At 72.9% G+C, this 12,691-nt stretch carries 12 protein-coding genes and 1 pseudogene; 9 read left to right on the top strand and 4 right to left on the bottom strand.

Features of this window, described 5'->3' with window-relative positions:
* Positions 1–13 precede the first annotated feature (13 nt).
* Both V6V89_RS24885 and V6V89_RS24880 read right to left on the bottom strand, forming a co-directional pair.
* Positions 14–961, bottom strand: coding sequence for a helix-turn-helix domain-containing protein (locus V6V89_RS24885; protein ID WP_334621736.1), 948 nt, complete (start codon positions 959–961; stop codon positions 14–16).
* A gap of 26 nt (positions 962–987) precedes the next feature.
* Positions 988–2,205 carry an AAA family ATPase gene (locus V6V89_RS24880; protein ID WP_334621735.1) on the bottom strand — a complete coding sequence of 406 codons (1,218 nt, stop codon included), beginning with the start codon at positions 2,203–2,205 and terminating at the stop codon, positions 988–990.
* 110 nt (positions 2,206–2,315) lie between these two features.
* Here V6V89_RS24880 and V6V89_RS24875 point away from each other — a divergent pair, with 110 nt between their 5' ends.
* The 5 genes and pseudogenes from V6V89_RS24875 (at position 2,316) to V6V89_RS24855 (ending at position 6,212) form a co-directional block, all read left to right on the top strand.
* A complete protein-coding gene (locus V6V89_RS24875; protein WP_334621734.1) occupies positions 2,316–2,828 on the top strand; it encodes a SigE family RNA polymerase sigma factor in 513 nt (170 codons plus the stop codon).
* The gene (locus V6V89_RS24870; RefSeq protein WP_334621733.1) at positions 2,825–4,009 is read left to right on the top strand and encodes a hypothetical protein; all 1,185 of its coding nucleotides are present in this window, start codon (positions 2,825–2,827) and stop codon (positions 4,007–4,009) included. The genes V6V89_RS24875 and V6V89_RS24870 overlap by 4 nt, the downstream gene beginning before the upstream one ends.
* 51 nt (positions 4,010–4,060) lie before the next feature.
* A pseudogene (locus V6V89_RS24865) lies at positions 4,061–4,471 on the top strand (GTP-binding protein); the annotation flags it as partial.
* A 125-nt stretch (positions 4,472–4,596) separates the two neighbouring features.
* Complete coding sequence (locus V6V89_RS24860; RefSeq protein ID WP_334621731.1) at positions 4,597–4,983, top strand: hypothetical protein; 387 nt, start codon at positions 4,597–4,599, stop codon at positions 4,981–4,983.
* Positions 4,980–6,212 carry a hypothetical protein gene (locus tag V6V89_RS24855; protein ID WP_334621730.1) on the top strand — a complete coding sequence of 411 codons (1,233 nt, stop codon included), beginning with the start codon at positions 4,980–4,982 and terminating at the stop codon, positions 6,210–6,212. The genes V6V89_RS24860 and V6V89_RS24855 overlap by 4 nt, the downstream gene beginning before the upstream one ends.
* Positions 6,213–6,260: 48 nt before the next feature.
* Here V6V89_RS24855 and V6V89_RS24850 read toward each other — a convergent pair whose 3' ends face one another.
* Positions 6,261–6,566 (bottom strand): AAA family ATPase, encoded by a 306-nt coding sequence (locus V6V89_RS24850; protein ID WP_334621729.1) that lies wholly within the window; start codon positions 6,564–6,566, stop codon positions 6,261–6,263.
* A gap of 269 nt (positions 6,567–6,835) precedes the next feature.
* On the opposite strand from V6V89_RS24850, the gene V6V89_RS24845 reads away from it, so the two are divergent.
* Complete coding sequence (locus V6V89_RS24845; protein WP_334621728.1) at positions 6,836–8,509, top strand: RNA polymerase sigma factor; 1,674 nt, start codon at positions 6,836–6,838, stop codon at positions 8,507–8,509.
* Here the strand turns inward: V6V89_RS24845 and V6V89_RS24840 are convergent.
* Positions 8,498–9,208, bottom strand: a complete 711-nt coding sequence (locus V6V89_RS24840) for a B3/B4 domain-containing protein (protein WP_334621727.1) — start codon at positions 9,206–9,208, stop codon at positions 8,498–8,500. The genes V6V89_RS24845 and V6V89_RS24840 overlap by 12 nt on opposite strands.
* A 152-nt stretch (positions 9,209–9,360) precedes the next feature.
* On the opposite strand from V6V89_RS24840, the gene V6V89_RS24835 reads away from it, so the two are divergent.
* Genes V6V89_RS24835 through V6V89_RS24825 form a run of 3 tightly spaced genes read left to right on the top strand, consistent with a single transcriptional unit; the run spans position 9,361 to position 12,627 of the window.
* A complete protein-coding gene (locus tag V6V89_RS24835) occupies positions 9,361–9,546 on the top strand; it encodes a hypothetical protein (protein ID WP_334621726.1) in 186 nt (61 codons plus the stop codon).
* 8 nt (positions 9,547–9,554) lie between these two features.
* The gene (locus V6V89_RS24830) at positions 9,555–11,819 is read left to right on the top strand and encodes an FxsB family cyclophane-forming radical SAM/SPASM peptide maturase (RefSeq protein WP_334621725.1); all 2,265 of its coding nucleotides are present in this window, start codon (positions 9,555–9,557) and stop codon (positions 11,817–11,819) included.
* Entirely contained in the window at positions 11,803–12,627 is an 825-nt protein-coding gene (locus tag V6V89_RS24825) for an aminoglycoside N(3)-acetyltransferase (protein ID WP_334621724.1), read from the top strand. The genes V6V89_RS24830 and V6V89_RS24825 overlap by 17 nt, the downstream gene beginning before the upstream one ends.
* Positions 12,628–12,691: the final 64 nt, after the last annotated feature.

The raw sequence follows: 12,691 nt of genomic DNA, 5'->3' as shown, positions 1-12,691 counted from the left end.
GTCTTGTAAGAAATCAATCGGCCGGCAGCGGCCAGCCGTCCAGCGTGTGGCCGGGATGTTCGCGCAGGAACCGCCGCCGGACTTCGGCGTACCGGGTCGGCGTGAGCCCGGTGAACGCCCGGAACTCGTGGCTGAAGTGGGCCTGGTCGAAGTAGCCTGCGCCACCGGCGAGGTCGCTCCAGTCGATCGGTCCGGCGAAGTCGATCGCGAACACGGTGGCGGTGAAGCGGTAGGTGCGGGCCAGCCGCTTCGGCGTGACGCCGATGAGCTCCTTGAACCGCTGTGCCAGATGAGTGCTGCTGACACCGGCTGCCACGCTCAGGTCGCCGATCGCCACCGCCCCGCTGGTCGCCGCGATGACGCTGCTCGTATGGCGGACCAGCCCCAGGCCGGCGGTCTCGCACAGCCGTCGCATCAGCTCCTCCTCGAGCAGCGTCAGCATCTCGTGCGGTCCGTCCGCCATGGCCAGCCGGTCTCGCAGATCAGCAACGGCGGGCCGGCCCCAAACCTGCTCTACCGTCACCGGCCGGTCACACAGCTCGGCCGCGGGCATCGGCAGGATCGGCGCCAGCCCCCACGGCTTGAAGTGCACGCCGACGGACCGGGTCCGGGGTGGGTAGCCGAACTCCCACGCGCGGGTGGGCATGGTGATCACGCAGCCGTCGGCGTACTCGGCCGTCTCGATGTCGGTGCCGGCGCGGATGCGGAACGGCGCCCCGAGGTTGACGATGAGCAGCGCCGACGGCGCGGGCGGCAGCGTCAGCAGGGCGTACGGCGACGCACCCTCCAGGTAGTAAAGGTCGTCGATCAGCCCGTCCAGCGGCGGTCGCGGCACTCTGGACACGTACTCCATGCGCACAGCATCGCCGACGCCCGGCCGGCGTCGCGCGCTGGGATGGTCCAGCCGCGCTGCCGCCAGCATCGAGCCGGCGCCGATCCCGGACGAGCGCTTCAGCGTCACCGAAGACACTTTGCATTGTTTTGAGATCAAAGCACGTGCGTTTGCCCTTGATCGACGGAGAGGGGCAGCGGGAGGTGGGAAACGCCGGAAACGGGGGTGCGGTCAGTGCGGCTCAGGATGTCGCGGGCGGTGTCGTCGGGGGTTTGATCGTCGGTGTCGATGCGCACGTCGCCGACGCCCGCGCGGTCGAGTGCTTCGGCGTGTGCCGCCGCCTCGCGGGCCGCGCGCTCCAGTACGGCGGTGGGCTGGCCGTTCAGCTCGTCGCCCGCTACCAGCGGCGGGCCGCCGCCCTGACCGCGGAGCATGATCCGCTCGGTGAGCTTGTCGGGGCTGGCGTGCAGCCGGCAGATGGTGAAGGTGCCGGCCGGTAGGGCGGTGGTGTACGCGCGGACGTCGGCGTCGTCGTCGAGCGGTCCCACGACGACGAGGCGGCGGGCGCCGACCGCGTGGTATGCCTGCCATAGGGCGGCGAGGTTGCGGGCCTTGGTGTCGTGGTTGCGCGGATCGTGAGCTGGCGCGGGACGGAGGAAGCCGATCTGGTCCAGGTCGACGAAGGCGGCTGTGCCGTCACGTCTGATCTGGTCCCACGCCTGATAGCCAGCGGTCGACTTGCCGACCGCGCTGGGGCCGCACACCCACAGGACCTCGGCGGGCACGTCCACCGGGCGGTCGCGCCAACCGACGCTCACCCCACCGCCGGACACGACGGGCCAGCCGCCGGCACGCTCGCGTACGAACTCGATGACCTCGTCGACCGACAAGCCCGTGGTGTCCAGACGCACGTCGCCGTGGTCGACGCGGTCGAGGACATCGGCGTAGCGCAGCATCCCGTCGACGTCGTCGCCGGGCCTGCGCCGGCCGGCGAGGCGGCGTCGCAGCTCGTCGTGACTGCCGCGCAGCCGGCACAGAGTCAGGGCCGCGTGCGGGTACTGGTCAGCCGCCACGCCGTGGTCAGGGTCGGTGACGCCGGACACGATGACGCATCGGGCGCCCGCGCTGTGGAAGTTGGCGAGCACCTCGCCCAGGTTCTGCGCCTTCATCCGGTACCGGCCAGGGTCCGACCGCGACGGGTCGGGCGCGTACTCGTCGACGGTGGGCGGCGCGTAACACATGCCAAGCTGGTCGATGTCGACGTACGCGGCCACGATTCCGGCCCGGGTGAGCTGGCCGAACATCCGCCAGCCGACCGTGCTCTTGCCAACACCGGGTGGCCCGCACAGCCACAGCACCGGAATACGATCCACGACCGGCAGTATCACCAACCACACCCGTGCCGGTCGACGGATTAACCAACGTGCGGATCCGGCACAACAGTTTCGGGTCCTCGCGCGTCCCCGGTCATGAGGAGGTGGCCATGAGGGACACCGACGCGGCGTTCGACGCGTTCGTGCAGACGCGCGCGCCGGCGTTGCTGCGTTACGGGTACGTGCTGACCGGCAACCCGCACGACGCGGCTGACCTGGCGCAGGAGGCACTGGCCCGGTTGGGCGCGGCGTGGTCCCGAGTACGGCGCAAGGGTGACCCGGAAGGGTACGTGCGCACCACCATGGCCCGATTGCACATCAGCTGGTGGCGGCGCCGCCGGCGGGAAAGCCTGGTCGGCGAGGTGCCCGAACGGGGGTATGCAGACCCGGGACTCGACGAAGTCGAGGTTGACCTGGGGCTGTGGAGGGCCCTCGCCGACCTACCCGCACGGCAGCGCGCGGTGCTGGTGCTCCGGTACTACGAGCTTCACACCGACGAGGAGATCGCCGCCCTGCTCGGCATCTCCCGAGGCACGGTGCGCGGATACGCCTCCCGCGGGCTGGAGACGCTGCGCGCGGGCTGGCAGGACCGCTCGCACAGCACGACCGGGGGTGCACGGTGACCAGGCCACTGGAGTACGCGCTGACCAGTACCCTCGCCGCTGCCAGCACGGCGGCGCCGGCTCCCGACGCCGGTTTTCTCGCCGGCGTGCGCTGGCGGCGGCGCCGCCGGCAGCGGCGCACGGCCATCCTGACCGCCTGTGCCGTCGCGGTCGCCGTGATCGCGACGGTCACGGTGGTCGAGCAGCTCAAGCCGGTACCGGTACAGCGGTTCGGGCATCTGCTGACGCCGGACCGGATACCCAACTTCCTCGACCTGGCGCCGCCCGACCGGGTGTGGCCGGACGCCGTACACCGGCTGCCCGCCACGCTTCCGGACGGCTCGGACTACTCGGTCGTCGACGTGCTCGGCGGCGGGCGTTTCCTGGTCACGGGCGTCCAGCCCATCGACGAGAGGTCCGGCCCGTCGGTGTTCCAGCCCGCCACCGGCACCGTGACCGCGCTGGCCCCGCCCGCCGTGACGGAGGGGCTGGTCGAGGCGCAGCTGCTGATGGCCAGGGGCGCGGGTGACCGCGTCGTGTGGCTTCTCGACGCCCGCAGGAGCGGCGGGGCGGCGCGCGAGCTGTGGTCGGCGCCGGTGGCCGGCGGCGCCGTCACCAAGCTGGCCACGCTCGGCCTGGGATCGGGCAAGTTCGCCGTCGCCGGTGACGCGGTCCTGTGGGAAGAGGACCGGGGCGAGGGCCGCGACGGCGTGGTGATCCGGCGGGTCTTCGCCGCGGGTGGGCCGGTCACCGACGTGCCCGGCTCGACCGGGTACCGGCTGGCCGACCTCGGCCCCTGGCTGACCTCGACCTCGGACACAGACGGGCAGGAGAACGGGGGCGACCTGCTCAACGCGGTCACGGGTGAGCGGATGCGCTGGAAAGCCAACGCGAAGATCGGTACGTCGGTGTGCGGGCCGACATGGTGCGGCGGCACCGGGCCGAACGGCGTCGCGGCGTTGCAGGACCGGGGCGGCGGTGGCTACGTCGAACTGAAGGACGCCGGTGCCCTCTACCCCGCCGCGGGCGGCCGGCTCGCGGTGGGTCTGCTGGCCAGCCAGCCCGTCGTCTGGGACCGCACCACCGGCCGCGCCACGCTGATCACGAACTTCGTGGGGCAGGACCGGGGTGAGCCGGCCGTCCGGGTGTGGCGCGGCGCCAACAACTCGATCATGGTGCTGGAGTTGAAGGCGATCACGTAGGCTCACTACTTCCGCCCGCCCGGCTGACCGGAAAACGCGTTGCGAGCCGGGGTAAACCTGATCGACACGCCCGGGCACCCCGACTTCGTCGCCGAGGTCGACCGGGTGCTGGGCGTGCTCGACGGCGCGGTGCTCGTCATCTCCGCCGTCGAGGGCATGCAGCCACAGACGCGGGTACTCATGCGGGCGCTGCGGCGGCTGCGGGTACCGACGCTGTTGTTCCTCAACAAGGTCGACCGCCGCGGTGCGGGCGTGGACCGCGTGCTCGCGCAGGTCGAGCGCCGCCTCGCCGTGATGTGCGTGCCGATGAGCAGGGTCGAGCGGCCGGGCGCTCGCGACGCGCGGGCGGTGCCGTGCCCGCCCGACCGAGACGGGCTGGTCCAGGCGCTCGCCGGCAACGACGACGCGCTGCTGACCGCGTATGTCGAGGACGAGGCGCGGGTGACACCGGCCGTGCTGCGGCGCGAGCTGGCAGCGCAGACCGCGCGGGCGCAGGGCCGCTCAGCACGGCCGCGGGCTTCCGCAAGCTCACGCCGGTCGTGCTCGGTCAGGCACTGGCGGCCGCCGGCACCGTCGTGTGCGAGCCGATGTCACGGGCACGCGTCGACGCGCCAGCCGACACGCTGGGCGCGCTGCTCGGTGCCCTGAGCCGGCTGGGCGCGGCCGTGGAGGCGCCCGCGGTGCGCGGCGGCGAGGTCACGGTCGAGGCGGTGCTGCCGTCGGCCAGCGTGCCCCGCCTGCAGCGCGAACTGCCCGGGCTGACCAGCGGCGAGGCGTGCTCGACACGACGTACGAGGGTCACGAACCCGTGCGGGGTAGGCCCCCACGCCGCCGGCCGTAGCGCGTCCAACGGTGTCCAACGGTGTCCAACAGCGTCCAAGATGGCCGATCCCGATCACGAGTCCGCTGCCACGATCGCACCGCTGCTCCCCAACCAGGAGCACTGCGACCCCCAACAGGGGAGGGACTCATGACCCGCACCAGATCATCCATCCGCATTCTCGTCCTGGCCGGCGCGGCGCTGCTCGCGGCGTCGGTGGCCTCGCCCGGCGCCGCGGCACCCGCACCGGCGCCGGGCGAGCGGACGCCGGCCGTCGCGCTCGGCGCCGGCACTGCTCCGCCGGCCGGCTTCGCGAGCTGGTCCGAGGTGTTCGCGGTACAGGACCGGCTGAACGCCGCCGCCGAGAAGATCATCGCGACGCGCGGTGCCGGGTTCGCCGGCGTCGTGGCCGCACCGGAGAACGGCGACGTCCGCGTGTACTGGAAGGGCCGCGTGCCGGCGTCGGTGCGGCAGGCCGCCGTCGCGGCGGGCGCTCCGGTCCGGTTCCTGTCGGCGGCGTACTCCGAGCGCGAACTGCTCGCCGAGACCACGCGCCTCGCGGCCGACCCGAGGGTGCTCTCGGTGGGACCGGAGGCCGACGGCAGTGGCCTGACCATCACCGTGACCGAGGCCGGCCAGCAGGCGATCCGTTCGCGTGCTGGCGCGTTCGGGGCGTCGACGATCCCGCTGTTCGTGCGCACCGAGTCGGCGCCAGAGCCGCTGAGCCGCCAGAACGACTTCTCGCCGTACGTGGGCGGTGCCCGCTACACGACGACCGGCGGCTGCTCGACCGGGTTCGCCGTCTCGCTCTCAGGCGTCTCGCACATCCTCAGCGCCGGCCACTGTGGTAGCAACGGCCAGCTCGCCACCGATGGCGGCGGCGGGGTCGCCGACCAGATGGGGACGATCTTCAACGACAACAACGCCCGTGACACGTTGATGATCAACACTCGGTCGTTCGGGCACATCTACGTCGGGCCCTTCAACGGCAGCGCCACGTTGAACGTGTCCGGCGCGCAGTCCGACGTCGTGGGCAACCTGGTCTGCACCAGCGGTGCCCGCACCGGTGAGCACTGTGGACTGCGGGTCACCCACGTGAACACGTCGGACAGCGGGTTCTCGCCGCTGATCCGGGCGATCCACCCGACCGGCGGATGCGCCGCGGCCCGCGGCGACAGCGGCGGCCCGGTGGTCGTCTCGTCGGCGTCCGGACTGCTCGCCCGCGGCACCATCAGCACCGGCCGCCCCGGTGAGGGCAACGTCACCTGCCCCAACGCGCCGGTCGCGGACAGCTCCAACGTCGTGTTCTACGCGCCGACGTTCCGCCCGGTGGGCGGACCCACGGTGGGCTCGCTCCAGTTCTACGGCCTGGGCATCCTCTGATCCACCACACCAAGCGGGCGCCCCGGCACACGCCGGGGCGCCCGTTCCTTAGCGGGTGCCGGCCGAGCCGGTCGAGAGGTGCCGGAGCAGCGCGAGCGTCCCGTCGTCGGCCCACTGGAGGTCTTCGAGCACCACGAACAGCCCGGCCGGCTCGGCCGCGCGGCGCAGCGTTTCGGCGGTCCGGTGGACCGCCCGGAACCGCGCCGCCGCCGAGCTGTCAGGCTCGGCGCTGAGGTCGAGCAGGTCCGGCCCCAACCCCGGTGCGCCATCGCCTGACCGGTCCAGCGCCCGCGGCCACGGCCAGAACGCTGGTACGCCGTCGTCGGCGACGGCCCGGCCGGCAAGTACCGGCATGCCCGGTATTGTCCGCCCCACCCGCCACGAACGCCGCAGGTCCACCCCGCGCCGCGTGGCTCAGGGCCGCGGCCTCGGCTCGCGCCGATCAAGGCCATTCCGGTCGATCAAGGGCAAATGCACGCGGATTTGAGATCCAACCACGTGCGTTTGACCTTGATCGACGGGAAGAGCGCGCGGCGCCGGGCGTGCGGCAAGAGCGCCCGCGGCGGCGGGCGTGCGGGGAGAGCGCGTGGGGGCCGTTGGGGGGTCGGATAGCCTCTGAGCTCGTGCGGAGCGAACTTGTCGAGGCGGCTCAGGCTGGGGATCAGCGCGCGCTCGACCAGCTCGTGGCGGAGAGCCTGCCGCTGGTCTACAACATCGTCGGGCGGGCGCTCGACGGGCACGCGGACGTCGACGACGTGGTCCAGGAGACCATGCTGCGGGTCGTACACGGGCTGCGGTGGCTGCGCGAACCCGGCAGCTACCGGTCGTGGCTGGTGGCGATCTCGCTGCGTCGGGTGCGTGACCGCGGCCAGGACCGGCGGGCGGCGCTCGCACGCCAGGGCAGGCTCGACGACGCGACCGAGATCGCGGACCCGGGCGCCGACTTCGCGGACCTGACGGTGGTGCGGCTGGGGCTGTCGGGGCAGCGCAAGGAGGTGGCCGAGGCCACCCGGTGGCTGGACGCCGGCGACCGGCAGTTGCTGTCGCTGTGGTGGCTGGAGGCCGCGGGCGAGCTGACGCGCGCCGAGCTCGCCACCGCGCTGGAGCTCAGCATGCCGCACGCGGCTGTGCGGGTACAGCGGATGAAAGCGCAGCTGGACGCCGCGCGCGCGGTCGTGCGCGCCCTGAACGCGGTGCCGCGCTGCCCGGAGCTGGCCGCTCTTACCACCGGCTGGGAGGGCCGGCCCGGCTCGGTGTGGCGCAAGCGGCTGGCCCGGCACACGCGGGAGTGTCCGGTGTGCGCCGCGCACTGGGAAGGGCTCGTGCCGGCCGACCGGCTGCTGGTCGGGCTGGCGCTGGTGCCGTTGCCGCTCGGGTTCGCGGTCGCGACCGCCACGCTCAAGACAGCGGCCGTGACCGGCTGGCTCGCCAAGCTGGCCGTGCTCGTCTCGAAGCCGGTGGTGGCCGTGGCCGCGGGCGCCACCGTCGTCGCGGGCGGCGCGACCGTCGCGTTCCATGCTGTCAACGAGCCGGCCGTCCGCGGCGACGCCGTCTTCGCGGCGGCACCGCCATCCACCACGCCAGCGCCGACGGCGGCGTCGCCCACGCCGCGCCTGTCCCCCACGGGCGCCGCACCACCGTCTCGCAGGGCGGCCGCACCCCGGTACGGCAGCGTGGTGGACCGCGTCGAGCCCGCACCCGCCAAGCTCACGCCGCCCCGCGCGCTGCCGGCGCGCGCTTCCGGCACGGTCGCGGTGACCGGCGATCCGGTGATGGAGCACCGCGGCGACACGGTGGTGCTGAAGGGGCGCGGCTACGTGCGGGTGCGGTACCAGATCAGCTACTGGACGCGCGCCGGCGGCATGGTGATGCCCACCTGGACCGGCCTGAAGGGCAAGCTCTTCCACGTCGCGTCCGGCGGCCTGCGGCGGATGGACGACAACAAGCCGACCGCGCCGGCGCGGCACACCTGGATGGGCGAGCCGGGCACCGGATACACGGTGCTGCCGGCCGGGGCCCAGCAGTTCTGGCAGAACGAGTTCTTCCACCTCGACGGCGAGGTCTCGTTGACCAACCAGGAGCGCGGCGCCGACTACAACATGGTCGTCGCCGCGATGACCCGGCAGCAGGTGGTCGACGACGTCTCCGCGCCGCCGCCATCGGATCCGGCGGCGAGCGGCTGGGTGCGGTACGGGGTCGTGCGCGACACCGGAGACGATGGCGCGCCGGTGCCGCAGTACCTCACGCGGGAGGCGACGATCGACCCGGCGCGGGTGCCGCAGGCGTCACGCGTCTGACGGAAACGCGAATCGCCGCGCCGACGCGCTCAGCGTCCCGGTCGACGGGGTGACCATCCACAGTGCACTCAGCTCGTCGGCGACCGCCGCCACGAGCTTCGGCACGTCGGACGATGCGCTGTCGTGCATCGCCTCTGCGACGATCAGCACCGAGGTCGTGCTCTCCCGGACAGCCGAGTGACCGCTCTGCCGGTGCGTCCAGCGGCGCGCGTGCGACTCGCCGCCCGCGTCCGCGAAGACGAGCTCGCCCGGCTCGGGGTGCTCGACCTCCCCCGAGAACGCCAGGTACCGCTCGTCGCCGGTCGCCGGCCGCACCTCCAGGTCGCCGTCGATCCGGGTCGCGTCGAGCGCCGCCACCGGGATCGCGAACGCCACCGAGATCGCGTTGCACAGGTCGATGAGCGGGTGGATGCGCGGCAGGTCACCCTCCCGGCGCAGGCGGCGCAGCAGCGACTCGGACGCGCACCGGTACTGGGTCGGCTTCAGCCCCATCCGCGCGAACGCCCGCCGCCACGCCTGGATCTCGGGCAGCTCCGCCTCGGTGCCGCCCGCGAGGCGCGCCCGCGCGATCGCCATGTACCGGTCCATGACCGGCTCGACGGGCGCTTCGGCGGTCAACCCGGTGGCGTATACCGCGCCCGCGACCAGGTCGGGGTGCGCCGCCCAGACGGCGGGCGCGTGCTGGAAGTACCTGCTCACCACGCCACCCTGCCGCCCCGAAGGCTCAGCTGCCAGGGCCAAAGATGCGGTGGACGACCGGTCCAATACGGCCCGGCTGGCTGCGCGACGGTGACATCACGTCGAGTAGTCTCTATCCTTACCGTGGGGAGTTGACCGTTAGGGGAGCCGCCATGGATCGTGCCGCACCCAGCCGTCAGGCCAGCGAAGCCGACCCGTTCGAGGCCGTCCGGCGCACACCGTTACGCCGCATCGCCACCGACAACATCGACGCGGTCAATGCCGTCCGGCGCCGAGTGCTGCACACCGAGTCCGGCCTGGTCTCCGTCGGGGCCACGCCGTTCAACTCCGCGATCTGACGAATCTATTGCGGTATTTCGTTCTCAAGGTGCACAGCCGGTGTGACCTGGCCTGTGACCACTGCTACGTCTACGAGCACGCCGACCAGAGCTGGCGCACCCGGCCGCGGACGATCGCGCTCGAAACCGTGCGGGCGGCGGGCAAGCGCATCGCGGAGCACGCAGCGACCCACGCGCTGCCCGGCGTCCAGGTGATCCTGCACGGTGGCGAGCCGTTGCTGCTGGGCGCCGACCGGCTCGACGCCGTGCTGGCCGAGTTACGGGCCGCCATCGCGCCGGTCGTCCGGCTCGACCTGCGCATGCAGACCAACGCCGTGCTGCTCTCCCCCGCGATCTGCGACGTCCTGCTGCGGCACGGCGTGCGGGTCGGCGTGTCGCTGGACGGTGACCGGTCGGCCAACGACCGGCACCGCCGGTTCGCCAGTGGGGCCAGCAGCCACCCACAGGTGCTGCGCGGCCTCGCGCTGCTGCGCCAACCGGCGTACCGGCAGCTCTACGCCGGCATCCTCTGCACCGTCGACGTCGCGGGCGACCCGGTCGCGGTGTACGAGGCGCTGCTGGCCGAGGCGCCGCCGCGCGTCGACTTCCTGCTGCCGCACGCCACCTGGGACCAGCCGCCACCGCGCCCGGCGGGGTCTCCCACCCCGTACGCCGACTGGCTCGGCCGGATCCACGACCGCTGGACCGACGGCGGACGACCGATGCCGATCCGCCTGTTCGACGCGCTGTCGTCCACTGTGGCGTATGCGACCGGCGGCACCGAGGCGGTCGGCCTCGCCCCGGCCGACGTGGTGGTCATCGAGACCGACGGCGCCTGGGAGCAGGCCGACTCCCTGAAGACGGCGTACGACGGCGCCCCCGCGACCGGGTTCGACGTGTTCTCGCACAGCGTCGACGACGTGGCCGGGCACGCGGGTGTAGCGGCGCGCCAGAACGGCCTCGCCGGTGTCTGCGCCACCTGCCGGGCCTGCCCGGTCGTGCGACGGTGCGGCGGTGGCCTGTTCGCCCACCGGTACCGGTCGGGGTCCGGATTCGACAACCCGTCGGTCTACTGTGCCGACCTCAAGGCCCTCATCGCACGGATAGACGAGTCGCCGGTCGATGTGTCGCCGGCCGGCCCTGGTGCCATCGCGGACGGGAGCGATCGAAACCCCATGTCGGATCGCTTACTGGACGAGATCGGCTCCGGGTACGGCGACGCGGCCGCCATCGCGCGGCTCGTCGAGAGCCAGGTGCTCATCACCCGAGTCCTGTTGTCGATGGTCGGCGAGACCGAGGCCGCCTCACCGGCGTGGGAGCTTCTCGAACACGTCGACGCCGAGGCGCCCGAGGCCGTGGCGGAGGTGCTCGCGCACCCGTACGCGCGGACCTGGGCGGTCCGCTACCTGGAAGAGGGAGAGCACCGCGACACCGACCGGCGGCACCTGGCATGCGTCGCCGCCGCGGCCGCGGTACGGGCCGGGCTGTCGGTCGAGCTGGCGTTGCCGGTCCGGGACGGCCTGGCACACCTGCCGACGCTCGGCGCTTTCGCGGTCGCGTCGCGGGCGGCGAAGACCGCCGAACTGTCCGTCTCCGGTGGGGAGTTCGAGCTGCGTACCGGCGCCGAATGGTGGCCGACGAGGTGGCTCGACGCCGAGGGCGAGCGCGTGCCGATCGACGACACCGACGCGTACCGCGACTGTCACGAGTGGCCGGTCGCCGGCCGCCTCACGCCCGCCGCCGTCGACTCGTGGCAGGGCCTGCTCTCCGCCGCCTGGCAGGGCATCCACCGCGACGCGCCGGCCCACTCGCCGGCCGTGCGTGCCGCGTTCCGTGCCCTGGTCCCGCTCGTCCCCGACCCCGGTGGCCGGCTGCGCAGCGCCACCAACCGGGACGCGTTCGGCGCGGTCGCGGTGGCCGAGCCGGCCGACGGCGACGCGCTGGCCCTGCTGCTCGTCCACGAGGTGCAGCACGTCAAGCTCGGCGCCGTGCTCGACCGGTACGACCTGGTCGACTCCGAGCACCGCGAGCTGCTGCCCGTGCCGTGGCGGCCGATCAAGCGACCCGCCGAGGCGGTGCTGCAAGGCGCGTACGCCCATCTCGCGGTCGCGGACGTGTGGCGGGCGCGAAGCCGCGGCTCGGACGCCGCCGCCGAGCACTACCACCGTTACCTCGGCTGGGTGACCGGCGCGCTCGGCGCGCTGCACGGCACGGGCGCGCTGACCGCGGACGGCGAACGCTTCACCCACCGGATGCGCGAGACGGTGGAGAAATGGCGTGACGACCATCGCTGAGCAGGTGACGACGCGAGCCCAGGCGCACGCACAGGCGCGGCTCGCGGCCGATCTGGTGGCGCTGGGTTTGCCGGCGGGGCGCGACGCGCTCGTGCACTGCTCGCTGCGCCGGGTCGGCCGGATCGCGGGTGGGCCGGGAACGCTGGTGGCGGCCCTCAGAGACGTGCTGGGCCCGGCCTCGACCATCGTCGTGCCGACGCACACCACCGGAAACTCGACCACGACCCGGCGGTTTCGCGCCACCGCGACGGGGCTGACCGCGCCGGAGGTCGCCGCCATGGAGGCGCGGTTGCCGGCCTTCGACCCGGTGGCGGCCACCTCGCACGGCATGGGAGCGATGGCGGAGTACGTCCGGCGGGCGCCTGAGGCCGTGCGCAGCGGCCATCCGCAGACCTCGTTCGCCGCGCTCGGCCCTCGGGCGCGCGAGTTGATGGCCGTCCACGACCTGCGTTGCCATCTGGGTGAACGCTCGCCACTCGGCGCGCTGTACGCGGCGAACGCGATGATCCTGCTACTCGGGGTGGGGTACGAGGCGTGCACGGCACTCCACCTCGCGGAGTACAAGCTGCCGTGGGACGCGCCGGACCGGCGGTACCGCTGCTACGTGATCGAGAGTGGACGGCGGGTGCTGAAGGAGTTCACCGCCCCTGACCTCGACGACCGCGACTTCCCCGCGCTGGGCGCCGACCTTGATCAGACCCCGCTGGTCCGGAAAGGGCCGGTCGGAAACGCACCGTCGCGGCTCATCGAGATGTGCGGAACAGTTGATTTCGCTGTCGAATGGTTGACAGCACGGCGAGAGCCATAGCCATTCTGGGTTACGAGCGTTGGCGAGGGTTCTTAGGATGTTGATTTCCGCAAGATGCAGACGG

This window comes from Micromonospora sp. CPCC 206061 (assembly GCF_036906915.1).
Classification (GTDB): Bacteria; Actinomycetota; Actinomycetes; order Mycobacteriales; family Micromonosporaceae; genus Phytohabitans.
The sequence above is the reverse complement of the archived record's forward strand: the minus strand, read 5'-3'. Positions and strand labels throughout refer to the sequence as shown.